The organism is Anaerolentibacter hominis, assembly GCF_032380675.1.
In the GTDB taxonomy this organism is placed as follows: Bacteria; Bacillota; Clostridia; order Lachnospirales; family Lachnospiraceae; genus Anaerolentibacter; species Anaerolentibacter hominis.
This window is the reverse complement of sequence record NZ_JAWDIX010000004.1, coordinates 14829-38772: the sequence shown is the minus strand read 5'-3', so window position 1 is coordinate 38772 and position 23944 is coordinate 14829. Positions and strand designations below refer to the sequence as shown.

Genomic DNA, 23944 nt, shown 5'->3' with positions numbered 1-23944 from the left:
TAAGACTCCCACCTTTATAGGTGGTGAGTAAATAACAAATTCGTCTTGGTGGGAGCCCAGTCTCCTTCCAAGATAAAGCCTCCGGCGGATTGCAGAGCCGCACAGATGTATTATGTCATGCAAAGCATGACGTGCGGCTCGCAGCAAGTACGCCGAGGCGTACTTGAATGTTTAATTTCCTTCCAGGTTTGCAAACTTGGTAAACTGAGAAAGCCATGCCAGCTTCACCGTCCCCGTAGGACCATTTCTCTGCTTTCCGATAATGATCTCAGCCACGCCAGCTTCCTCTGTATCATGGTTGTAGTAATCATCCCTGTATATGAACATAACAACGTCCGCATCCTGCTCAATAGCACCAGACTCACGCAGATCCGAAAGCATCGGACGCTTGTCCGGACGCTGCTCCACCGCACGGCTTAACTGAGACAAAGATACAACCGGAACACTCAGCTCTCTGGCAAGCGCTTTCAGCGACCGGGAAATATCCGAAATTTCCTGCTGTCTGGACTCGGTCTTCCGGCTTCCGCTCATCAGCTGGAGGTAGTCAATAATAATCAGCCCCAGATTGTGCTCAATCTTGTATTTCCGGCACTTGGAACGAAGCTCCGCAACGCTGATACCCGGCGTATCATCAATGATTAGATTGGAATTACCAATGGTGCGGGCACTCTCCACCAGCTTCACCCAATCCTCATCCTGCAGGTTACCTGTACGGATTGACTGGGAATCTACCTTGGAGTGCATGGACAGCATACGTTTGATCAGCTGATCCTTGGACATCTCCAGGCTGAATATAGCGGTGGGCACGTGGCTTCGGATTGCCACGTACTCAGCAATATTCAGGACAAAGGCCGTTTTACCCATGGACGGTCTGGCCGCGATCAAGACCAGGTCCGAAGGCTGCAGTCCCGCCGTCTTATAATCCAGATCATAAAAGCCTGTGGCGATTCCTGTGACACTTCCCTTATTCTTTGCCGCAGCCTCGATGCTTTCCAGGGAATGAATAACCAGATCCTTGATGTCTACGTAATCTCCGGCATCCCGGTTCTGCACTACATCAAAGACCTTTTTCTCCGCATCCTCCAATATCAGATCCAGCTTATCCTTACCCAGATAGCATTGGTTGGAGATATCCTCCGTAACCTTGATCAGTCTTCTTAACACAGACTTTTCGCGTACTATTTCGGCATAGGAACGCACGTTGGCAGAGGTCGGTACTGCCGTAATCAGATCCCGGAGAAATTCTGCACTATAGACTTCCGGCGGAAGAGACTTTTCTTTTATTTTATCCTGAAGCGTTACCAGATCTGCCGGCCGGCCCTCATTATAAAGTTCTACCATTGCGTCAAAAAGCGCCCCGTACTGACTCTGATAAAAATCGTCGCCGGAAATCACTTCCGTAGCCACGGTTATCGCATCCTTGTCCAGCAGCATCGAGCCGATCACCGACTGCTCCGCCTCATTGCTGTAAGGAAGAGTACGTTTAATCAATGCTTCATCCATATTTTTTCTCCTGTCCTGTCTCATCCTCCGATGTTTCGGGTCTTATCTATGACAACAAACGACGGCACGCTTCGCGGGCCGTCTTATTGTAATACAAGCACCGGATCTGTCGCCAAGTCCGGTGCCTGCCAGCTAAAAGCATGCTTTTATCTTTCTTCTTCCACTTTCACTTTCAGTTCCGCCGTTACCTTAGGGTGCAGTTTGACAGGCACATGGAATACCCCAGCGCTTTTAATAGGAATCGTCAGCTGCATTTTTTTCTTATCAATCTCCATTCCCAACTGATCCTTAGCCGCCTGTGCAATTTCTTTCGTAGAAACGGAGCCAAAAGTTCTTCCGCCTTCTCCGCAGCGGATCGACAGAACCACTTCCTTGGACTTGATTTCCTCTCCAAGTGCTCTGGCCGCCTCCAGTAATTCCTGCTGCTGCTTTTCTTCTTTCGCTTTCTGAAGCTTTAAATCATTCAGGTTTTTGGCTGTAGCCTCCACGCCTAATTTTTTAGGTATAATAAAATTCCTTGCGTAACCGTCATTAACCTTAACCTTCTGACCCTTTTTCCCCAGGGTCTTTACATCTTCCAATAATATAATATCCATAATTATAAGTCTCCTTCCTGCTGCATCTGATCCAGAACTGCCTTGACTTTCTCCTTGGCCTCTGATAAGGTACAGTCTTTCAACTGCGCCCCGGCCACACTCGGGTTGCCTCCCCCGCCAAGCTTCTCCATAACCAGCTGTACATTCAGCTCGTCAATTGATCTGGCACTGATATATATTTTATTGTTAAAGGGTGTCAGAACAAAAGATGCCTTGATACCCGTAATATCCAGAAGCTCGTTGGCAACCTGTGCCCCCAGAATGGTAGGACTCTCCACGCCCACATGGTCGCAGTCTCCGATTGCATAATGCTCCAGATAAATCTCCGTATTGCGTATCGCCTCTGCTCTTGCCCGGTATTCCGTCATATCACTGCGGAAGGCTTTTCGTATTCTGGTAACATCCGCCCCGTTTCTCCTAAGATATGCCGCCGCCTCAAAGGTCCGGACACCTGTCTTGGTAAGGAAATTATCCGTATCAATCATAATACCGGAATAGATGGCATCCGCCTCGGTCTGCCGGAGTTTAATACCCTCGCCTGTATATTGCAGAATTTCCGCCACCATCTCGCAGGCGGAGGAAGCATAGGGTTCAATATAAGACAGGACTGCATTCTTAACCGCTTCGCCTGTTCTTCGATGGTGATCCAGCACCACAATGGTGTTGGTCATACTCAGAAGATCCGGGCACTCCGTATAATTCGGCCTGTTTACATCCACAATGACCAGCAGCGTATTCGCCGTCATGAGCTCCTTCGCCTGTGCACTGTTAATAAACATATCCTCTTCATAATCCGGATTATTCGTAAACCGGTCAAGAACCGGCTTTACACTTCTTGTAATTTCATTAATAACAATATAGGCCCGCTTATTCAGCGTTTTTGCAATCCGGTAAATACCGATCGCCGCACCCAGGGAATCCACATCTCCGATTGCATGGCCCATAACAACCACTTTTTCCTTGGCCTCAATCAGCTCCCGCAGGGCATGGGCCTTTACTCTGGCCTTCACACGGGTATTCTTTTCAACAGAGACATTCTTGCCTCCATAATATAAAATCTTCTCCCCGTCACGGACAACCGCCTGGTCTCCGCCCCGGCCCAGCGCCAGATCAATAGCTGCCCTGGCACTCTCGTATCCTCCCAGATAAGTCTCTCTGTTAACGCCGATACCCACACTTAAAGTAACGGCAATCTCATTGCCAATACTGATCGAACGGACATCCTCCAGCACCGCAAATTTATTAGCCTGCATCTCACCGAGATATTTGGCCTTAAAAATCAGGATATATTTATCCTTCTCCAATTTTTTCACGATACCGTCATAGTTCTGCATGTATTTATTGACCTTACGGTCTACCAGAGCGATAAGAAGCGATCTTCTGACCTCATCAATACTCTCCAGCACTTCCTCGTAATTGTCAATGTAGAGAAGGCCGACAATCATCTTCTCTTCTTTATTTTCTTTAATATAGTGCATCAGTTCCGTTTCATCGTGCAGATAGATGGCAATCACATTGGTATTATTCTCAAATACCGCCATGTCATCTCCCCTGCGTCCCAGCGACAGATCTTCCTGTCTCAGCCGCATCCGGCGAAGCACTACATTGTAGCTCTTATCCTGAATTGTAGTATGAATCTGTGTATCAAATTCCGTGTCCGGAATCTTATTCCAGTCAATCCCGGTTATCACATGAGAAATATTCTTCTTAGCCTTTGCCTGATCCTGGATTACCTCCATAAAATCGTCATTACCCCACAGCAAGCGGCCTTTTTCATCTAATATACCAAATGGCAGTTCCAGTTCCTTCAGCAGCTTCGTCTGAAGGCAGTGATAATTGCCCGCAAACTTAACCAGATCCTTCAACACCCTGTTTCGTCTGCAATAATAATAAACAACCACAGCGATCAGGTAAACGGCAAAATAAGCCGATATTAATGCAGCAAACCGCTTGTCCACAAAAAACGCATGGACATCCAGCACAATCCACACCACAGCTACAATCACCGGCCAACGGAAATACTGGTTCAAAGCTCCCTTTATTTTGTTTTTCTTTCCATCCATACTGCTACTCCTGTATCGGAAAGCATGCCCGATCACCATCGGACATAACCAACCTCTCTCTGTAAAACAACTTCCCGCATCTAGCCATAAAAGCAGAACACCTCCGGCAGCTGCGTCCCCTTCCGGAACAAATATCGCTCCGGCACGATATAATACCTTTCGATATTCTTCCGATATTATATCATTAAAGCGCGATTTGCACAACTAATACCATTCTTCGTTAGGGTGATATGATTCCTGGTGTGTTTTCTACATTAATGTGGTAAACTATAAGGAATAATCAAATTAAAAAGGCAGAGAGTTCTATGAATAATATATTTATAAAAGAATTAAAAGAGGAAGAAATAAAGAAAGCGCTGGCATTAGTCTGGGAGGTATTCCTTCAATATGAAGCTCCTGACTACAGCCAGGAAGGTATAGACGAATTCTATAAAAGTATCCACGACTATAACTATTTAAAGAATCTTCGTATCTTTGGCGCTTATGTAAATGATGTATTGGCTGGGGTCATTGCCACCCGCAGTGAGAGCACCCACATTGCGCTGTTTTTTGTCGATAGAAAATATCACAGACAGGGAATTGGAAGGCATTTGTTCCAGACAGTTATACAGCACAATTCAAGCGGTAAAATAACCGTGAATTCCTCACCCTATGCTGTTCCTGTTTATCATAAACTGGGGTTTCGTGATACCTCAGCGGAGCAGATCGTAAATGGTCTGAGGTTCACCTCAATGGAATGGAGACCCTAATCCTGCAAAGAGGGCAGTATGACCTGTCCGGTCATACTGCCCTCATATCACTCTTTCTTATTCAGCAGTATACGGCATCAATGCAACGTGTCTTGCTCTCTTGATGGCTACTGTTAAAGCTCTCTGATGCTTTGCGCAAGTTCCTGTGATTCTTCTCGGAAGGATTTTACCTCTCTCGGAAACGTATCTTTTCAGTTTAGCAACATCTTTATAATCGATTCCTGTATGATTCTTATCTGCACAGAAAACACAAACTTTTTTTCTTCTGCGGCCCATGCCTCTTCTTCTCATCGGAGAATCGGATCTGTCGCCTCTGTCACTCTTATTATATGGCATTGTTATGACCTCCTATCTGCTGCCGTCTAATTAAACGGCAATTCTTCGTCTATTCCATCCGGAATATTCATAAATCCATCACCGACAGCCTGACTGGGCTCCGGTTTCTGGGTCTGATAATTATTATTATTGTAGCCGCCGGCATTCGCAGATGCATTCTTGCTCTCCGCAAACTCCTGCTCTTCCACTACAACTTCCGTCGTATACACTTTCTGGCCTTCCCGGTTAGTATAAGATCCGGTCTGGATTCTGCCGCAGATCGTAACACGCATGCCCTGTTTAAAATAAGACTCTGCAAATTCTGCAGACTTACCAAACACAACACATTGGATAAAATCAGCATCCTGTTCACCGGAACGCTTAAACCTGCGGTCCACAGCCAGTGTATATCTGGCAATTGCAAGTGAATTCTCACCCTGAGAATAACGAATCTCGGGATCTCTGGTCAAACGACCCATTAATACAACTTTATTCATAGAGGAATTCCCTCCTTACTCTACGCCTCTTGTTTCACGCACAAATATCTGATGACGTTATCCAAGATACGAATTCTCTGCTCTAATTCACCTGGGCATGTTGGTTCTGCGTCAAAGTGAATAAAGTAATAGAATCCTTCCTGCATCTTCTGAATCTCGTAAGCCAATCTCTTCTTGCCCCACTCTTCCACATCAACGATCGTACCGCCAAATCTGGTGATATACTCTTTCGTTTTTTCTACTGTGGCAAGTCTTACTTCATCATCAATTTTTGCATTCACAACTAAAGCTAATTCATAACGATTCATAGTTGTCTTGCACCTCCTTTTGGTCTCTGGCCCTTCATCTTCGGCAAATTCAGCCGTCATAAGAGCAAGGAATTGTTCAATGTATCACAATTAAAAATAATACCACAGCATTTTCCAATTTGCAAGGAGAAGTTAAGAGAAGAAGGAAGAAGGAAAAATGAAGAATGAATAATGAATAATTAAGAACGTAAAAAGGAAAAACGAATAGGGAAGAAGGAAAAAGCAATGAAACAGGATCGGGCGTCAAAACAGTGCTCTGCACTGGCTCTATATCATATATGGATAGGCAAGCTTGTTTGCCTATCCATATATGATATAGAGTATAGCACCAAAGGTGCTTTTGACACCCTAATCCAGCGAAGCAAAGAAAAGAATATTCGCATTACTCAATCTTCATTCTTCATTTTTCACTCTTCATCGCCCTTCCTGATTCCCCTGATATTCTTTTCTACCTGCTTTCTCGGTATCATAATCTGATGGCCGCAGCCCATACACTTAAGACGAAAATCCATCCCCACGCGCAGTACCTCCCACTCGGAACTGCCGCATGGGTGCTGTTTCTTTAACTTAATAATATCACCTAACTGAATATCCATAAAACACCTCTCTCATGTAACAGGAAGAATGAATAATAAAAAAGGAAGAACGTGGCAAGAACTAACTTTAGCCTCATTTTCATCCGATAATCATTCTTCCCTCTTCATTTTTCATTTTCATTATTCATTCTTCACTCTTCATTATTCACTCTACATTATTCACTATTCACTCTACATTATTAACTGCCCTTCCCATCACTTCTCCGATCTTCTCCTGTATGACCAGGTCCGCCATATTTTCACGTCCGGTATCCGAGCGATTGATCAAAACAAGCTTATGACCGTTATAATAGTCGATCAGCCCTGCTGCAGGGTAAACGACCAGTGATGTTCCGCCCACGATCAGCATATCACAGCTGCTTATATATTCTGCCGCACGGCGCAGGGTTTCCTGATTTAGGCCCTCTTCATACAGAACCACGTCCGGTTTTATCGTTCCGCCGCAGCTGCATTTGGGAACACCATCTGTGTGCAGTATATAATCCAGATCGTAAAATCTATGGCATCGTTCGCAGAAGTTCCGGTGGATACTGCCGTGCAGTTCCAGCACTTCCCGGCTTCCCGCCATCTGGTGCAGCCCATCAATGTTCTGCGTGATGACTGCTTTCAGTTTGCCCAGCCGTTCCAGTTTGGCCAGAGCCAGATGCGCCTGATTTGGCCTTGCGTTCGGTACTATCATCTTGTCCCGGTAAAACCGGTAAAATTCCTCTGGATTTCTTTTATAAAAGGAATGGCTGATAATCTGTTCCGGCGGATAGGAATATTTCTGATGATAGAGGCCGTCTGTGCTCCGAAAGTCCGGAATTCCGCTCTCGGTGGACACACCGGCGCCGCCGAAAAATACAATATTGTCACTTTCCTCCATCCAGGCTTTTAACTGCGATATCTTGTCCTCCATTTCTTCAGCCCCTTTTCTCTTTTTTCTTTATTTTACTATCAAGGTCACTGGTTTTCAATGTTTAACTTAGTTACTCACCGTCTGTCGAGCAGAAGTCATCTCACGTCTGCTATGCGCATTATGTAAAAAGGCTCCTGACGAGGACAAAGTGTCCATGCTTTCAGGAGCCATCTATAATGAAATACCAGTTGTTCTGGTATGTAGGGAATACTTTATTCTATGTGCATTCCCTACATCTGTGAATAAATTACTATAATAATTCTGTCTGCCAGCACAAAGAATCCCGCTTGCGGGATTCTCCGCCTGCGGCGGGTTGCTCTGGCAACACGATTCCTTTCCGCCGCAGTGCGATCCCCCGGAGGGTTTTGTACTTACATAGGAAAGTTTGGAGAACTTTCCTATGTAAGTACAAAATAATAGCCATTCCGGTATGGTGGAATGACTATTATTTGGGTTTTTAATTTAAGAGCAGCAGCGGATTGACCGGTTTACCATCTTCCATAACCTGGAACCACAGATTACCGCCTTCCTTTGTATAATAGGAAGTAGGCTCGGCAATATAACCGATCAGATCGCCCTCTTTAATCTGAGATCCTTCTTTTACTACAATGTCAGTCAGCTGACCATATAAAACTTCATAGTCATTTCCAATAGATGTTGTCACCGTTAAGCCGGTTTCTTCCCGATTTTCAACTTTGGTTACGACAGATTCTGCCGCAGCAAAGACCGGATTGCCCACTCTTCCTTCAATCAGCAGCGCAGGATTGCATTTATACTGATTCAAAGTTTTAAAATAGACAACACTATCCATATTGTAGTCCAGCAAAATATTACCTGTTACAGGCCATGCCAGACCTTCTTCCTCGTTAAAGGTAAGATTGATGTTATTGCCGAAGGCACCTGCTGCTTCCATGTCATTATCATCTTTGACATCCGCAGTTTTATCAGGTTTTGCTTCTTCCTTCGGTTTCTTTTCTTCCGCCTTTTTCTCCGGCTCCGCGTCTTTTGTGTCTTCTTTCGGCACTTCTGCTAAATCCACCGGATCATTGGGCACGTCGTAATCTAATTCCACGTCATTGAAAAGGGCATCATTATATGCAGAATCATTTACGTTATTTGTTTCATTGATTTGATCTGAGCCATCCGCTACTGATATGTTTTCCTCTGGTAATTTATTCTCAGGCAGGCTGTTTTTCTGGGTATTGTAAAATGCTGTGCCCACAGCAACCAGCATCAGACATCCGAGAATCAGAGAAAGATAAAGTCCTTTTTGATTTTTCACTTTCATCACCTCTAGTAACATTTTCTCCACTAAAGCAATGATTATACATAAAGACTCTCTCCAAATTTATTAATAAAATACCCAAAAAGCCGCCTGTATTCCGGCTTTTTGCGAAATCCAGGCGGGCAAAATACAAAAATTACTATACGGTGTCTATCCTTCTTTTAATTCTGCGCCATGATGGAATTTAAATCCAGCATAAATGGAAAATATACCCCGTTGAGGTTGCTCATCAGCAGGACGTCATCGGAAACAGGAATGTTTAAGCTGGAGCGCATCATCTCCTGTCTCTTTATAATTCGTGCATAAACCTCTGGATACTCATTTTTCAGCGCATCTCTTAACTGCTGATCCGCAATAACCACCGTATCCTCGCAGATCGCGCACATAACCGGATCGGATGAGCTGGCAATAATGTCGCACTGCATATGTGTACCGCTGTGCACCGGTATTTCGGAATTTTCATAAACCGGAGAATTGGACCATTCGTCTGTCCCGATATTATGTCCGGGATTTAAGGTCATTCCGAATTTTTCGCCGCCGATAATATCAGTAACATTTTTATAAAGCTCGCCGCCCGTTACACCGGCTTTTATTGTTTCATACCATTTGGCGATTGCCCGCCAGTGTTCCATATAGAAGGCTTCCAGCTCCGGCTTTAGTTCCTCCGGATATTTTTCAAAGGAGCTTGCGGCCACACCAGTCCTGGAAATCAGGCTTCCCCGGAAGCTATAGCATACATTGCACAGATCGCCGTCCGTCAGGAAGACCCTGTCGCTGGGGCTCTTTAATCCCACCGGAATAGAGTCTCCGAAATTCAGCATGGGGTGAACATTAATCGGTGTATAATCAAGCTTCCCGCAGACGGACGCCTCCAGCTCGCTCATACCGGGCTTTAAGCTTTTTAAAATACGAAGTACAATATTGGCTGCTTTTACAGCCTTCTGCTCGATGACCGCAATTTCTCTGGGGCTGCGGATCGTCATACGAAGACCGTCCGGAAGGCCAGTGATTTCCTCCGTAAAGTTTATAACATTGCTTGTTACCTGCATCAGTTCAGCCAGCAGATAGGCAGGCACATCATGGTGGCGTTCCGGATGTGCATAATAAGCAGGATAAAAATATTTGTAGCCTACCAAGCCTACTTTGCTGTCCGGCGTCATGCCCACATCCTCAAAAATTTCAGTTAAGGTTACAATTTTATCTCTTGGCTGACCCTGAAGGCTGAAATTCTGATACAGAATTCTTTCTATATCATAGGGAATCAGAAAGCTGTAAGCCATCCCTTCATTGCCCACCAGGATATATTTTTGTCCGGTTCTGCTCATAATAAACAGGCCTTCCTCAAACCTGCAGTCATATTTTGTAAAATATTCAATATTGGAAAAATGCTCCCGGTCGCCGTAGATACACACATAATCCAGACCCTTTTCTTCCATTCTCGCCTGCAGCAGATCCACACGCTGTATGTAATCCTCATCTGCAAGCTCTATGATTCTTCCTTCCGGCTCTTCATTCAGATAGAATTCCGGACAGGGAATAATCTTAATATCACTCATTTGTTTCCTCCTTATCAATCGGTATATTGTTTCCTATTATACTTAAGAAAAATGGTTTCGCATAGTAATTTCCAATTATTTTCTAAAGTTTTTATGAAATCCCTTGCATTTTTTACAGCGTGATTATATATTATACTATATTACATGGTTTTAAAAACCGCATCAACGGTTTACTGGTTCTATTACATGGAACCTTGGGCTGAAAGATAAAAATCAAGAATGGAGGCCATGCATTATCCTTCTTTCAGTCTGATACAAATCCAGGCATGGAATATATTATATGGAATTACGAATCAAAGATCCAGGAAGCGCGATCACCCATTTTATCGCTATGGTAGGAGCCATATTTGCGGCAATACCGCTGCTGATCCGCGCCGCTTCTTCTTTCAACCCCACCAAGACCGCCAGCCTCGGCATCTTTATGCTGAGCATGGTTTTATTATACGGAGCAAGTACCGTTTATCATACGTTTGACCGTTCGGAAAAGGTAAACCGTGTTTTGAAAAAACTGGACCATTCCATGATATTTATTTTAATTACAGGTACCTACACACCAGTCTGCCTGATTGCCCTGAAAGGCCCCGTGGGCTACACCCTGCTCGCTTTTGTCTGGGCGGTGGCTATTATCGGAATCGTAATTAAGTTGTTTTTTGTCTATTGTCCCAAATGGGTTTCCTCCGTGCTCTATATTGCGCTGGGCTGGGCCTGCGTCTTCGCTATGGCCCCCATCACCAGGGCACTGCCGAAAGCCGCCTTTGGCTGGCTTCTGGCAGGAGGTATCATCTACACGGTAGGCGGCGTAATTTATGCCCTTAAGATGCCCTTGTTTAATTCCAGACATAAAAACTTTGGTACCCATGAAATATTCCATCTGTTCTGTATGGGCGGCAGCTTCTGCCATTTCATGCTGATGTATCTATATTTGGCTAAGATGTGAGCTAACACCTGTTTTTACCCGAATTCCGTTTCTAAAGCAAACGCCGCCATACTCTTTTCCGAGATGGCGGCGTTTATCATAATCTTAATTACTTATAATACAGATACCCATACCACAATTATTTGATTTCTTTGTATTTCTTTTTATATATCAGCAGAGCACCAAAGCCTGGGAGGGACACCATCATCAGCAGCATCCACAACAACATATTCCCAGCGTCTCCTGTCTGCGGAATCGCAGGAGAAGTGATTGTGATGCTTACGGTAAAGGACACGCCGTCTACCGTATAGACGGCGTCAGTCTTGCCTCTTTTAATCGCCTTGAAGGTGCAGCGGCCGCCGTCCTCGGTCATTTTCAGCAGATCTTTATCATAGTCCCAGCTTCCTCCCGGCGGTGTGGGTTTCCAGGTGATACTCCGGCCAGGTTGAAGAGTGCAGCTTTCCGGCAGACCGGCTATAACAGTCTTTTCTGTCATCTCTGCTACCGCATAGGGTGACAGGCTGGAAAACGTTCCCTTAACAATTCCTTTTTTCACCGTGGCCTTCCGGCTCTCAAGCACTTTCTCTTTACAATGCAGGAAAATCACGGTCTGGCCATTGTACTTTTTGCCCACCGGGATCTCTACTTCCAAATCGCCTCTGTAGCGTCCGGAAGCCAGCGAAATATCATAAAGCACAAGCAGCTCTCCTCTGTTCTGCCGTTCACGGATATCGTCGCATACCGTACAGGTATCCTCCGGATGGAGCTGCTGCTCCTTCACCTTAAGCTTTGCATCCTCCGTAAAGCTGCCGCTTACCCGCACGCCGGATGCATCCTCGAGGGTCTTCCATGTATAGGATGAATCCGAACCGTCACCGGTATAGCGGAAATTAGCAGTTATAGTAACAGTATTTGCAGACATTGTAAAAGTAGTACCCGGACTTTCTGCACTTGCGAAACTTCCGCCTCCGGTACTCGTCCAGCCCTCAAAAACATAGTCCGGATCGGCCATTGCTTCTATAGAAATAGCCGCCCCCGGCGCATAGTTTCCACTGGTTCCCTGTACAATCCGGCCACCCGTTCCTGCCTGAATGGTAAGCGGGTAGACAACAGGCATGATAGGATAAGCCGATTTTTTCTCCACCTGCAATACGAGCTCCACCGGAGTGCTGGCAAAATCGGTAACATTGTCGCCGTTCACCTGTTCATTGAAGACAAGCAGCTTGTATTCACCTTCCGCCAGGTTATCTGGCAGCCTGAAGCTGGCAGTGCCTCTGCCGCTGGTTTCACAGTCTCCTGGTCTGCCGTAGTAGAGGAGATCACCCGTGGTCTTATCCGCTATCAATACCGAGACACTATGGCCTGGACCAGTCTGTGCCCGATCATAGACGAAGCTTGCCATGCCTCCTATCTCAGCTCTGACAGGTCCGGCAGTTGACACGTCCACCGATAGGTTTGTGTCGTCCCTAACTGTGAGTTTGATAGCCCCCACAGGTATACTGTACGTCTGCAGGCCACTTCCCACACTAGCCTTTCCCCCTGTTGCGGCAGAGGTAAAGAGCACAGAATCCATACTTAACGTTAATGCAGGGCGGCCTCCCCTTGGCTTAGTCACGTCGCTGGTACCGATGTATCCTGTGCCATCTACCGCGCCTGCCATAAAATCATTGGCCGGAAACGGTACGCGGAGCCACCATATAGAATCGTTCTGACGAATTGTATTCTCCGGCAGAACGGAAGCCTCTGCTGCGGACAGCGGCCAAACAAAATGATCACCGATCAGTATGCCCTCTGTACCGCCAGCCAGCCGCACGAAATCCAATTCCCAAGGCAGGATCAGATCTCGTTCCTGGGATAGGAGAGGCGAGCCGCCGCCATCGTAGAACTCTTCCATTTTTTGCTGCAGCAGGCTGCCGCTGTATTGATTGTTCGCTGTGCCACCCCGGTTGGCGCCGGTGTCAAATTCTGTGATAAACAAGTTGTCTTTGGAAAGCAGGGTCATCGTACCACTTTGGGAATTCACCCCGTCTCCATCGTGTCCATCGTGTCCAATAACCCACCACTCATATCCGCCATATCCTATCACCGAATCATTCACCGTAATATTTTTCAGCGGGCTGCCGGGCCGGGCATTAACCGTCAAATCAATCTCTATCGGGGTGCTGGCAAAATCGGTATAGTTATCACCATCAACCTGCTCATTAAACAACAGCAGCTTGTATTCTCCCGCTGCAAAGCTGGAAGGAATTTGAAAGTGTACGGTACCGTCTGCGTTACCAGCAGCACAGTCAACCATGCGGCCATAGTACATCGGTTCATCTGTCGCTCTGTCCACAACCATTACCGACACGCAGCGGCCTGGACCAGTAGCTGCTCCGGTATACGCAATATCCACTTTATCGCCCACCAGCACGGTTACAGGATCGTTAGACACCACATTAAGGGACAAGTTCGCATCGTCCTTCATCGTAAATTTTATGGTTCCCGACGGTGTACTGAATGGATGCAGGCCGCTCCCCACATTCGGTTTTCCATCTATGGCATCAGTCATAAAAAATACAGAATCCAGGTTTAGCGTTAAAGCAGGTCTGCACCCTATAAGCAAATCCAGATACCGGAAAGGACCATTCTTGAAATTGACTATATCGGCTTCGGCATCAGCGGAGCCGAAAGGCGAACGGAGCCTCCATGGAGCTGTCCCAGAGATATTCCCGGACAGCGAACCTGCTTCATCCGAAGACAAAGGCCAGACAAAATGATCACCAACCAGTGTACCGTCTGTGCCGTTATCTAATCGTACACCGTCTAATTCCCGGGACAGGATCAGCCTCCGTTCCTGAGGCAGGATAGGCGAACTGCCGCCATTGTAGAACTCTTTCATTCTTTTCTGCAGCAGGCTGCCGCCGTATTGATTATTCGCCGTATCGCTTCGGTTGGCGTCGGTGTCAAATTCACTATTAAACAAGATTTCCTTGGAAAGCAGAGTCATTGTTTCACTCTGTGAATGAATGCCTGTACCGTTTTGTCCGATTACCCACCATTCTTCCCCGGCAAAACCTATGGCATCCAGGTTCACACCGAAAATCGTCCTGTGACCGGTATCCAGTGCCGCATAACGGCTTTCGGCCGTACTATCGGTATGCCTGCCGTCTTGTTTCACCACCGTAGCTGCAGCCGCTTCCAAAGGCTGCAGTATAGCAAACAGAAGACACAAGCTCACCGCAAGCAGCCGGTTGATCCTTTTCCATCTCTTCATTTAATATTCCTCCTTTCGATCGGGCCGCCCTGTATTTATCATAATCCGTCTATACGGCGTTTCCCTATCCCTTTGACAACAAAACAAAAACAGAAAGCCATAGATATAGCTTTCTGTTTTACGGGGCCTTTTAACCCCCATCTATATTATACAATATCCTTCAGAAAAAGCGACAAGGTTGCCAAATTGTAACCTTTTTATTGTTTCCGTTCGAAGCAGTACCCCGATCCCCATCCCGATGTAATGGTATAGCCGCTGCCAGCCAGCTTCCTACGCAGCCGGGATACTGTTGTTTTCGCGGCGCTTACGCTGCCATTGGCAGGCAGTCTCCACACCTTTTCATAAAGCTGTTCCGCCGAAATTCCCTCACCTTCATGTTGGATTAAATAGAAAAGCGCGGCATACTCCCGAGGCTGCAAAAGTATATCTTCTCCGTGAAGAAATGCCCGCTGGGCCACCAGGTCCAATGTCAGCAGGCCCCGCGTCAGCTCGCTCTTTCCCCGCGCCGCTTCCTGCCGGTGCAGCAGTGCCGCCATTCGTGCCAGCAATTCTTCCACCCGATAGGGTTTCGTCATATAATCGTCCGCCCCGCCAGTCAATCCACGCACCATATCCGCATAATTCCGTTTGCTGGTAAGCATGAGTACCGGCGCCGCCGTTTTCTCCCGAAGTTCCGGGATAAAGTCCAGACCGTTTCCGTCCGGAAGCAGGATATCCAGAACTACAATATCAATGACCGGACGCTCTGCAAGCACCTGCCGCGTATCTGCCAGGCTCGCCGCCGGCAGTACCTTGCAGCCCTCCCTTTCCAGTACCGAGCGGTTAAGAGCCAGCACATGCTCATTGTCCTCCACCATCAGCACTACCTTTCCATTCATCCTCTCACCTCGTCTGTCATCACCGGGACAGTAAACCGCACAGAGGTCCCGTCTCCGACTCTGCTTTCCACTGTAATCTGACCGCCATGGGCCCGGACAATCTGCGCGCAGATATACAGACCCAGCCCATTTCCTCCCGCCGACCGGTTTTCAGGATACCGTTCAAACAGGTTGACAAGCAGTTCGGGGGCGATACCCTCGCCGGAATCCCGCACCGTCACCGCCACTATATTTTCCTCTTTCCCCGCCGTCAGAATAATGCTGCCGTTCTTGGTGTGCCTGACGGCATTGGAAACCAGATTGAGCAGTACCTGCAGCAGCCGCTCCCGGTCGCCGTACAGGGCAGGCAGACTGTCCGGCACGTCTATCGTCACGGTATTGCCATTGTTGTCCATCAGCGGAAAATGAACACTGGCTACAGTATCTAACAGCTCCGCGATATCCACCGCCCGCCGGTCCAGTACAAAACTGCCATTCTCAATAGCTGCAGCATCCAGCAGCTGCACTACCAGCCGTTCCATCCGTCCCGCTTCACTGTCCACCCGCCGCATATTATCCCGTACAACAGCCCGGTCAACTATCTCGTCGTCCATCATACGCCCGGTAAGCTGTGCGAATCCTGACACCACCGTAATAGGCATCTGCAGTTCATGGGAGAGGTTATGTAAAAAAGCTTCCTTCATATCTGCCAGACTCCGTGCGCTGGTCAGCGCTTCTTCCTTAACTGCCTGCTCGCGGGCATAGCGCAGGCAAATCACAAGAATAATGCAGAAGGCAGCGCATAAAAGTCCCAGCAGTGTACGGGTCAGGACATAGCTCACCTGCCGGGCATTTAACATCCCAGGCGTTGCTACCGCGATCACCAGATAAAAGAGCGCCATGGGCACCCAGGCGATTTTCCAGATTTTCTGATCATTCACGTCCATCACCGGCTCCAGCTCCCGGCGCATAAAGCGAAAAATAAAGGGATATGCCGCCAGGTAAAACACCAGTGTGGCAATATTCGCCGTCAGCAGACCGCCGCCCAGCCGCTCCATGACAAATTGAGAAATGCCGATACTCACCGTCATAAGATTGTACGACATCAGATAGACAAAGAAGTGCTTGACAAACCGCTCTTTGATTATGACGCAGGAAAGCGGGAAAAAGATCAGGATAGCCGCGCTGCAATAAATATTCATCGAGGAATCCCGGGAATAGCCGAAAAGTACCAGGCTCAAAGCGATTCCGCCCCAGACCGCGGCGATAATTATTATCAAGCCCCACAGAGGAATTTTTAACTTTTTACGGAAGGGGTAGTAACGCAGGAACATCGGTCCCACGAACTGCAGGACACACCAGAGCCATTCCATCCACATCAATATGTCTGTTTTTCTCATATCTCTTCTACCTTCAATTCTCCTTCATTCGCCGGTCAGCCGGACATTTTTCGGCAGAAAGAGTGAGCCGGCCGCGCGCCGGGCGGAACGTACCCCCGATACGTCCATCCTGGCAAAGCTTCTGTACAAACGTTCCAAACATACCCGCTTTTCCGCTGTCTTCCCCATTGTCATGTGTTCCATCGCCTCTTCCTGTCCTGTACTTTTCTTTCATTATATGCGGGTCGCCGCATATAAGCAAGAACGTTAACGTATGGTACACCGGCGCTAAGTTCATACCAGCATTTTTGCTTCTCCACTTGTCATTCTCCTTTTACAGTTTTATTATATATGGTATATTAGAAATATCTTAAAGGGGACGGGGTTTATACAAATGAAAAAAATAGTACAATGGTACAAAACTCACACTACCACTGCGATCTTTATCGGCCTGCTGCTGGGTATCGTGGTGGGTCTTTTTGTGGCCGGCCGGTTCGAAAAAGTCCTGGTAGTCACCGATCTGGTAGGCGGTATCTACATGAGCGCACTTCAGATGATGATCTTTCCTATGGTATTTTGCTCAATTGTAGTGGGTATCGCCAGTATCGGCAATATGAAAACAACGGGCAAGATCGGCGGACAGGCCATACTCTATTTCGTAGTCACTACGGCTATGGCAAGTATTCTCGGCCTTGTCATTCCAAGACTGATCGGTCTGGGAAAAGGGGTACAGATCGAGATGGCCGCTGCGGATGTGGAGGCGACCAAGTTTACCAGTCTGCTGGACACATTAAAAAGCCTGATACCTTCCAATCCTGTGGCTTCCTTTACCCAGGGCAACATGCTGCAGGTACTGGTATTCGCTGTCATTTTCGGTTTTGCTGTTCTGGCTGTGGGCGAGAAGGGAAAAGCAGTTTTAAATGTCATCGACAGTCTGAATGAGATTTGTATGAAGATCGTTACGGTTGTTATGAAATTTACTCCGTTCGGCGTTTTTTGTACAATCGTACCAGTTGTTCATTCCAATGGAATCTCTACGATACTTTCGCTCTCCGTGGTATTGATCGCCTGCTATCTGGCGTTCTTCGGACATTCTCTGATTGTATACGGCGGTGCGGCTAAATTAATAGGCAAAATGAAGGTGGGACATTTCTTCAAAGCGATTATGCCTGCTGCGCTGAACGCCTTCGGTACCTGTTCCAGTTCCGCAACCATACCGATCAGCAAGAAATGTGCGGAGGACGGCTTGGGGGTATCCAACAAGATCACCAGCCTTGTGCTGCCGCTGGGGGCTACTATCAACATGGACGCGGTATCCATATTGATGTCCTTTATGATCATGTTCTTTGCCAATGCCTGCGGTGTCCATGTGAGCATTTCCATGATGATCGTAATTTTACTGTCTAATGTGCTGCTCTCCATCGGAACACCAGGTATTCCCGGAGGTGCTATTGCCTCCTTTGCGGCTCTTTCCTCCATTGCGGGACTGCCCGCGGGAGTTATGGGTGTTTATATCAGCATCAATACGCTGTGTGATATGGGTGCTACCTGTGCTAATGTAATGGGCGATCTGGCCTGCTGCGCGGTTCTGAATGAAACGCTGGATCTGGATTAAAGCATGATGGGACAAATGTTCAAAGGGAACTGCAAATCGCTGCAGTTCCCTTTTTGTTATGTTAAAATATTCCCGCATCCAGCTCGTAAATTGAGCCTCATGCTTGCTTCTTATTTCCTGTTGTCCGTTATATATAGTTTATCGCCTGGATAGATCAGATTTAGATTTTGAAGTCCATTTCGTTCTGCAATTTCTCCTGGCGTAGTCTGATATTTCTTCGCAAGTTTAATCAGATAATCTCCTTTCTTCACCGTATAGAGGATTTCTTTCTCCTCCGGAATAACTTCCTCCAGTTCTCCCGAGATCTTTTTCTTTACCACGATAGCACAGGTGAATACAGGAATGTCTCCCGCACGGATTTCCAGCTTATCCTTTCCAGGTGTTACCGCTTTTATTACGGCAGTCAGTTTTCCTGTATTTCTGCCCGTCACGGCAACCTGCTTCTTAACTGTCTTCCAGGTGAGGGACTCGGTTTTATAGCCCTCCGCAAGAATTGTATAACGGTAATTCTTGCCCTGCTTCATACTGGCCGCCCCAGCCGCCAGCCTGACAGATGGTTGTTTCACCGTCACGGTGACCGGAATCGTCCGGACGCTTTTATCCTTCGTCTCTATCGTCACTGTAATCACCGCTGTCCCTGGCTTCACCGCAGATACTTTTCCACTTTTATTCACTTTTGCCACGTCCGGCCGGTTGGAGCGGTAGGTAATAATTGCTTCTGTTCTGCCGTCTTTTCCTCCATTCTTGCTGAATTTCGTTACCGGAACCAAGCGTTCGGGCAGTTCCATTTTAATCTTGAAATCCGTGTTCTCCACGTATGGACGGAGTTCCTTCTTTCCGGCTGCATACAGAGTTTTTGTCTCCGGCCCCGCCGTTATCTTCGCAAGCAATTCCTTTGCATTTCCGATGATCACACCGGTTACAGGCGTTTTCTTTGCTACCAGGGCATACCCGGAGAAACAGTCTGTTAAAAACTCGCCCTTTGTACCGTCCTCATTCAGCGTCACGGGAAGCTGAGATAATTCTCCATTATGGCTCCGTATCACCAGGATATCCTCTGCATTGCGGAATTCCTCAGGAATTAGAAATCCGATCCGGATTGGGTTCTGCGTATTGGAGATCTGGGATGTCTGCGTGGGCTGTTCTTCTTCTCCGATCGTGCGGGTCACCTGTTTTTCCAGGCTGATATCCAGGTCCAGTTTATCAAAGTATTGTGATTTCACCAGCTTGTTGAATTCCTGGCTCTCTGGTATCTTTTCATCCTCCTTTTCGACTTCCCGGATTTTAAGCAGCGCTTTCACATCCACTGAAATATTAGGGTCCTGGTCCAGCTTCTGCTCCTCCGATAAATCTATGGCATTTAAAATTGCGGCCTCATCAGCATCGGCTGATATTCCCGTCTCATCCACCACCCGCCCGCTGTAGGCAGAATTCAGTACGATAATCTTCAGTTTATTGGTATTTGCACTTCCAAGCGTAAACGTTAAGTCAAAGACAACCGTTTCTTCTGTACGTCCATTCAGATCCAGCGTTATCTCCAAGCATTTATCTGTGTCGTTGGTCTGTATCTTCACGGCTGTGTCTGAACATTCTGCCCTCATCTGCTGGGGCAGGCTGCTGAAATCAGGGCAGAGCCGTACATAAGCTTTATTATCATAGCTTGTTATTACATTAAGGACATAGGCGCCCGGCTGTTCCTGGTCTGCCATTGCACTGCACTCCTGGATGCTTTCGGACTCCTGATCTTCTTTTAACGTCAATTGTGCCTGATATCCAAATATAACGATATCCTCATCTGACGCGACAGACTGTCCTGTTGTTTTAAAATGCCATTCTGACCTGCCTCCGAACGGCTTTCCCGCTGTCCCGGCCCGGTCGGTTACAAATCCCTCATCAACTTCAACATAATAGTCTGCATGTTCATCCAACAGTCCGGAAAGCCGGATATTCACCTCACTGCCGCTTACATATACCAGATTATTGCTGCTGTGAAGTCTGCAGATTCTCTCGCCGGTTGCCGACCGGTACAGGCTGAAATATCCATCTCCTTTTTGAACAGGCTCCGAGTACCGGATCGAAACCGCAGGAAATACGGAATTGCCTTCGCTGCCATTGCCCGGCGCCACCGCTTGTATAGCAGGCGCCGTATCGTCATAAACCAAGTTATAAACAGCAGGCGTACGTAACACATTTCCTGCCTGGTCCACAGTCAGTAATTCCAGCTGAACGGAGTCTCCTGAAATTATAACGGTTATCCGGCCATTCTCCGGAGTAAGCAGTGTATCTCCGCTTTCTGTCCGTATCCGACAGCGAATTTCCAGCGGGCTCTGTACCGCCGGATCTTCCTTCTGCCCTGCGGGCAGCTTCACGTTGAATTCTATCTCTCTTTTATTATAGTAGGAAGTGGCGTCTAATATAGAGCCGCTTCTGTACAGTACCGGTATAATCTCCGGGACATCCGTATCAATGTTGATATACCTGCTTTCCTCCGTCACATTTCCGGCCCGGTCTTTTGCCTGAACGGTTATGAGATATTTACCGCTTTTCAAAAATTCAATTGTTTCATCATAACTGTTGTAAGCCTGTTCACTGCCAGGTGTATAGCTTCTGCTCAGCTCTTCATCTCTGATATAGTCTGTCCCGTTAAAGCGTTTCGTATCAACCGTCACCCGTGCCAGCCCGGATGCGGACTGTTCATGGCCTGCAGGGTCGGCTGCCTGAATACGAATACGCTCCCCCTGTAACCAATTCTCTGGTTCTGCCATGGCCATATTTCCGGTCCAGCTTATTACCGGTCTGGTTTCCTCCAGAAGGATTGAGCCTGTGCGCTCCGGCAGGGAACTATTTCCCGCCTTATCCACAGCCGTTATTTCCAAAGTATCCTCCGTCCCAAGCGGAAGTTCAAATACCGCGGTTCCAGACTCTGCCGAAGCGCGGGAGGACTGTTCCCCCTTAGACAGTTTCCAGCTGATATAATCAGGTCCGGAGGACGAATCCTCCACCTGTACCGTGACTTCGATTGCCCTGTGAAAGAACAGTCCCCCGGAAAGTGTATTGACTATCCTGGCAAGAAAACCAGTATTGGTCTCCCGGTAATTTACCGACATAATCTCCGGGGCCACAGAATCCATCTGATAAACAATAATATAGGGTGAGATGCTTCCTGTCTCCGTATTCTTCATATAGATCGTAATTTCCCGGCTGCTCCCCTGTTCACACTCATCGGGACCAAATCTCACTGTCTCTCCAAAAACACCTCCGATTGTCTTGCTTACCGACCACCCCTCCTGGGCAGTTACTTCAATATGATCGCTGTACCAGCCGTTCTGTTCCGGCTGCGCACATTCTGCGGCGTTCTCCGGCACATCCGCGTAGACTATTGTGAACATTCCTGCTTCTTTTTCTCTGATTTCTCCGGTAATATCCGTATCAAAGCGGAAATTCTGATTCAGAAGTTTTATGATCACCTTGTAAGTTCCTGCTTCCACAGGCGATGCAGTCCGCTGATTATCTTTTTCATAGACTACCTCAAAATCGCTTCCTGTGTTCAGCGTCAGAGTTTGATCTTCCGCAGTGCCCTCTGCCCGGACCGTCTTGGCAGTCCCGGTATAGACCTGATCCTGATCAGAAATTGTAAATACAGCCGGTGCCTTTTGTATGGTATAAGTGATCTCTGTCTGATCCGGAAGCTTATAGTTAGAATTGTCAAGGGATACTGCTCTGGCCGTATGAGTCCCTGCTGCCGTCTCAGTTCCGCCGGACACAGATACGCCGCACCGGTCACTGCCCAGCAGAGAATCCGAAGCCACATCAGCCGTAACCGCAGAAGGCCTGCCGTCGTAGACCCTGGACTCCGCATTGCCCCAGACCAGTTCTGCCGTCCGGGGTAATATTTCAAAATCAATTTCTACAATGCTTTCTTCCTCCCAGCTGAAAGCATCTGTGGTAAACTGAAGCATTGCTTTATACTCACCGGCGTTGACCGGCTTCACCGTGCTCTGCTCATAAATAGTCGCGTTCCGTCCCGCATAGTAAATCTTAGTATAGTAATTCATAGAAGGTTCTACCGTCTTTACCGGTGCGCTCCAGTCCTCCCCATAGGCAAATGGTCCCGGCTCCATGGAAATTGTCCCTTGGATCTGCTGTTTTAACACAAGATTGCCCTGTCCATTCAAAGCCAACACCATTTTTCTGCCGTCCTGGGTCAGGAAGGCTGGATTATCCAGGCTGAATCCCTGTATCACTTCATCCGTCAGAGGTGCATTGTCTTCTCTCTTTGCCAAGATTTTGGCACTGCCCGCGGAAGCAGAGGGAGCCCCAGTCCAGCAAATTCCGATATTACCGCTGAAGCTATTCCGGATCTGCACGTAGGAAGCCTGGTCCCGACCATTCAGAGCCAGATTAGCAGGCCCATCCTCCGAATAATTATCCGTCACCCTTATATTTCCATCTACATAAAGCCCGGAATAAGATGTTGTAGAAGCATAGCTGCCATTGCTATAATTGATTCCTCCCACAGACGGACTATAATTATGCCGGATCTGTGTATCCCCGCACAAAGTCAGCCCTGATATGGTGGCTACCTGAATTCCCCCGGCATCCAGAGTACCCAGATTTTTTGTATTTACATTATTCTGTATAACTACATTATCAAGTACTACCTCACTTCCATATCCCACATTAAGAATCGGACCAGTATTCTTAATCCCGGTACTCTCTAGGGGATTATTCTCGTTCCACACTGCCCCTCCGTCCAGCACCAGATTTTCAATTTTAGCATGGATAACTGCTCCCGCATTTACATAAAACTGCAGAATTCCCTGCATGGTCTTGGCCGCCGTAATCTGAAACCGGCTCCCCTCCGTACTTTTCAGCCGTATATTATAGGTAATGGGATCTCCCCGGTTGTCAATATAAAAACTAATATATGACTCCAGAGAAATATCCCGCAGAACTTCAATCACAATTTCCGAGCCATCGGTAATCTGCTCTGCCGCGTCAAATGCTTCCACTAAGGTGGAATAGTATGTTTCGTTCAGCTTCGCCTCATACTGTTCTGTACCCCGGACACCCGGGTTCACATCCGAACCGCCGGTAAAGGAAACAGTTACATAGGGAAGTATACCCTGATATTGCCAGCCGGCCTCAAGCACCGGTTCGAAGGTATAGACCGCACTGTCATTTTCCGGCTGCGCGTCATAGACACTGCCTCCAAATCCATCGTCCATACACTTCCAGGTGACCGGCACAGCAATCTCCCCCTGATCCGTCCTTCCTGTAAGTTCGGAAGGCAGCGGAAGTTCTTCCAGGGGGGTACCCCATTTTACTTCATAGGAAAAAAGCGGATTGATCCCGTCGTCTGCGTCAAAGCCCAGTATAACGTGCGGCTGTGTATTATCCTGCTGATCTTGTTGTTCTGCTGCTTCCGGAGCCGCTTCTTCGGCCGCCGCCTCTGCAGGCGGACAGATTTGCAGCACCATCAGCACTACCATGATCCATGCCGTGATTCTCTTCCATTTTTTCATAAAAATCTCCTCCCGTCCGGTATCCAACAT

At 47.5% G+C, this 23944-nt stretch carries 18 protein-coding genes; 3 read left to right on the top strand and 15 right to left on the bottom strand.

Annotated features, from left to right (window positions below):
- Window positions 1-171 precede the first annotated feature (171 nt).
- From dnaB to ABCW47_RS12520, 3 genes are all read right to left on the bottom strand, one after another.
- Window positions 172-1503: a replicative DNA helicase gene (gene dnaB, locus ABCW47_RS12530; protein WP_343210279.1), complete on the bottom strand. Its 1332-nt coding sequence runs from the start codon at window positions 1501-1503 to the stop codon at window positions 172-174.
- A 146-nt stretch (window positions 1504-1649) separates the two neighbouring features.
- Window positions 1650-2099: a 50S ribosomal protein L9 gene (rplI, locus tag ABCW47_RS12525; protein ID WP_343210278.1), complete on the bottom strand. Its 450-nt coding sequence runs from the start codon at window positions 2097-2099 to the stop codon at window positions 1650-1652.
- 2 nt (window positions 2100-2101) lie between these two features.
- Window positions 2102-4162 (bottom strand): GGDEF domain-containing protein, encoded by a 2061-nt coding sequence (locus ABCW47_RS12520; RefSeq protein WP_343210277.1) that lies wholly within the window; start codon window positions 4160-4162, stop codon window positions 2102-2104.
- A gap of 305 nt (window positions 4163-4467) precedes the next feature.
- Between ABCW47_RS12520 and ABCW47_RS12515 the strand changes: the two genes are divergently transcribed.
- On the top strand, window positions 4468-4911 hold the full coding sequence (locus ABCW47_RS12515; RefSeq protein WP_343210276.1) for a GNAT family N-acetyltransferase: 444 nt from the start codon (window positions 4468-4470) through the stop codon (window positions 4909-4911).
- A 57-nt stretch (window positions 4912-4968) separates the two neighbouring features.
- Here ABCW47_RS12515 and rpsR read toward each other — a convergent pair whose 3' ends face one another.
- From rpsR to ABCW47_RS12480, 7 genes are all read right to left on the bottom strand, one after another.
- Entirely contained in the window at window positions 4969-5247 is a 279-nt protein-coding gene (rpsR, locus tag ABCW47_RS12510) for a 30S ribosomal protein S18 (RefSeq protein WP_343210275.1), read from the bottom strand.
- Between the two features lie 26 nt (window positions 5248-5273).
- Window positions 5274-5723 (bottom strand): single-stranded DNA-binding protein, encoded by a 450-nt coding sequence (locus ABCW47_RS12505; protein ID WP_343210274.1) that lies wholly within the window; start codon window positions 5721-5723, stop codon window positions 5274-5276.
- Window positions 5724-5743: 20 nt separating this feature from the next.
- Window positions 5744-6031 (bottom strand): 30S ribosomal protein S6, encoded by a 288-nt coding sequence (rpsF, locus tag ABCW47_RS12500; RefSeq protein WP_343210273.1) that lies wholly within the window; start codon window positions 6029-6031, stop codon window positions 5744-5746.
- 407 nt (window positions 6032-6438) lie between these two features.
- Window positions 6439-6627, bottom strand: a complete 189-nt coding sequence (locus ABCW47_RS12495) for a DUF951 domain-containing protein (RefSeq protein ID WP_343210272.1) — start codon at window positions 6625-6627, stop codon at window positions 6439-6441.
- A 166-nt stretch (window positions 6628-6793) separates the two neighbouring features.
- Window positions 6794-7525: an NAD-dependent protein deacylase gene (locus ABCW47_RS12490; protein ID WP_343210271.1), complete on the bottom strand. Its 732-nt coding sequence runs from the start codon at window positions 7523-7525 to the stop codon at window positions 6794-6796.
- Window positions 7526-7982: 457 nt separating this feature from the next.
- The gene (locus ABCW47_RS12485) at window positions 7983-8807 is read right to left on the bottom strand and encodes a peptidoglycan DD-metalloendopeptidase family protein (protein WP_343210270.1); all 825 of its coding nucleotides are present in this window, start codon (window positions 8805-8807) and stop codon (window positions 7983-7985) included.
- A gap of 164 nt (window positions 8808-8971) precedes the next feature.
- A complete protein-coding gene (locus tag ABCW47_RS12480) occupies window positions 8972-10366 on the bottom strand; it encodes a hypothetical protein (RefSeq protein WP_343210269.1) in 1395 nt (464 codons plus the stop codon).
- 280 nt (window positions 10367-10646) lie between these two features.
- Between ABCW47_RS12480 and trhA the strand changes: the two genes are divergently transcribed.
- Window positions 10647-11303 (top strand): PAQR family membrane homeostasis protein TrhA, encoded by a 657-nt coding sequence (trhA, locus tag ABCW47_RS12475; protein WP_343210268.1) that lies wholly within the window; start codon window positions 10647-10649, stop codon window positions 11301-11303.
- Window positions 11304-11421: 118 nt separating this feature from the next.
- Here trhA and ABCW47_RS12470 read toward each other — a convergent pair whose 3' ends face one another.
- From ABCW47_RS12470 to ABCW47_RS12455, 4 genes are all read right to left on the bottom strand, one after another.
- Window positions 11422-14538, bottom strand: coding sequence for an InlB B-repeat-containing protein (locus tag ABCW47_RS12470; protein ID WP_343210267.1), 3117 nt, complete (start codon window positions 14536-14538; stop codon window positions 11422-11424).
- A gap of 197 nt (window positions 14539-14735) precedes the next feature.
- A complete protein-coding gene (locus ABCW47_RS12465) occupies window positions 14736-15416 on the bottom strand; it encodes a response regulator transcription factor (RefSeq protein WP_343210266.1) in 681 nt (226 codons plus the stop codon).
- Window positions 15413-16795: a sensor histidine kinase gene (locus tag ABCW47_RS12460; RefSeq protein ID WP_343210265.1), complete on the bottom strand. Its 1383-nt coding sequence runs from the start codon at window positions 16793-16795 to the stop codon at window positions 15413-15415. Before ABCW47_RS12460 ends, ABCW47_RS12465 begins: the two co-directional genes overlap by 4 nt.
- 24 nt (window positions 16796-16819) lie before the next feature.
- A complete protein-coding gene (locus ABCW47_RS12455) occupies window positions 16820-16978 on the bottom strand; it encodes a hypothetical protein (RefSeq protein ID WP_343210264.1) in 159 nt (52 codons plus the stop codon).
- A gap of 190 nt (window positions 16979-17168) precedes the next feature.
- Here ABCW47_RS12455 and ABCW47_RS12450 point away from each other — a divergent pair, with 190 nt between their 5' ends.
- Window positions 17169-18389, top strand: coding sequence for a dicarboxylate/amino acid:cation symporter (locus ABCW47_RS12450; protein ID WP_343210263.1), 1221 nt, complete (start codon window positions 17169-17171; stop codon window positions 18387-18389).
- Between the two features lie 110 nt (window positions 18390-18499).
- Here ABCW47_RS12450 and ABCW47_RS12445 read toward each other — a convergent pair whose 3' ends face one another.
- Entirely contained in the window at window positions 18500-23914 is a 5415-nt protein-coding gene (locus tag ABCW47_RS12445; RefSeq protein ID WP_343210262.1) for a LysM peptidoglycan-binding domain-containing protein, read from the bottom strand.
- Window positions 23915-23944 lie beyond the last annotated feature (30 nt).

Coding starts and splice junctions, on each gene's coding strand:
- rpsR (WP_343210275.1), bottom strand. CDS start 5,247: ATGCCATATAATAAGAGTGACAGAGGCGACAGATCCGATTCTCCGATG.
- dnaB (WP_343210279.1), bottom strand. CDS start 1,503: ATGGATGAAGCATTGATTAAACGTACTCTTCCTTACAGCAATGAGGCG.
- ABCW47_RS12515 (WP_343210276.1), top strand. CDS start 4,468: ATGAATAATATATTTATAAAAGAATTAAAAGAGGAAGAAATAAAGAAA.
- rplI (WP_343210278.1), bottom strand. CDS start 2,099: ATGGATATTATATTATTGGAAGATGTAAAGACCCTGGGGAAAAAGGGT.
- ABCW47_RS12450 (WP_343210263.1), top strand. CDS start 17,169: ATGAAAAAAATAGTACAATGGTACAAAACTCACACTACCACTGCGATC.
- ABCW47_RS12455 (WP_343210264.1), bottom strand. CDS start 16,978: ATGGAACACATGACAATGGGGAAGACAGCGGAAAAGCGGGTATGTTTG.
- ABCW47_RS12520 (WP_343210277.1), bottom strand. CDS start 4,162: ATGGATGGAAAGAAAAACAAAATAAAGGGAGCTTTGAACCAGTATTTC.
- ABCW47_RS12460 (WP_343210265.1), bottom strand. CDS start 16,795: ATGAGAAAAACAGACATATTGATGTGGATGGAATGGCTCTGGTGTGTC.
- ABCW47_RS12445 (WP_343210262.1), bottom strand. CDS start 23,914: ATGAAAAAATGGAAGAGAATCACGGCATGGATCATGGTAGTGCTGATG.
- ABCW47_RS12495 (WP_343210272.1), bottom strand. CDS start 6,627: ATGGATATTCAGTTAGGTGATATTATTAAGTTAAAGAAACAGCACCCA.
- ABCW47_RS12470 (WP_343210267.1), bottom strand. CDS start 14,538: ATGAAGAGATGGAAAAGGATCAACCGGCTGCTTGCGGTGAGCTTGTGT.
- ABCW47_RS12465 (WP_343210266.1), bottom strand. CDS start 15,416: ATGAATGGAAAGGTAGTGCTGATGGTGGAGGACAATGAGCATGTGCTG.
- ABCW47_RS12490 (WP_343210271.1), bottom strand. CDS start 7,525: ATGGAGGACAAGATATCGCAGTTAAAAGCCTGGATGGAGGAAAGTGAC.
- ABCW47_RS12505 (WP_343210274.1), bottom strand. CDS start 5,723: ATGAATAAAGTTGTATTAATGGGTCGTTTGACCAGAGATCCCGAGATT.
- trhA (WP_343210268.1), top strand. CDS start 10,647: ATGGAATTACGAATCAAAGATCCAGGAAGCGCGATCACCCATTTTATC.
- ABCW47_RS12480 (WP_343210269.1), bottom strand. CDS start 10,366: ATGAGTGATATTAAGATTATTCCCTGTCCGGAATTCTATCTGAATGAA.
- rpsF (WP_343210273.1), bottom strand. CDS start 6,031: ATGAATCGTTATGAATTAGCTTTAGTTGTGAATGCAAAAATTGATGAT.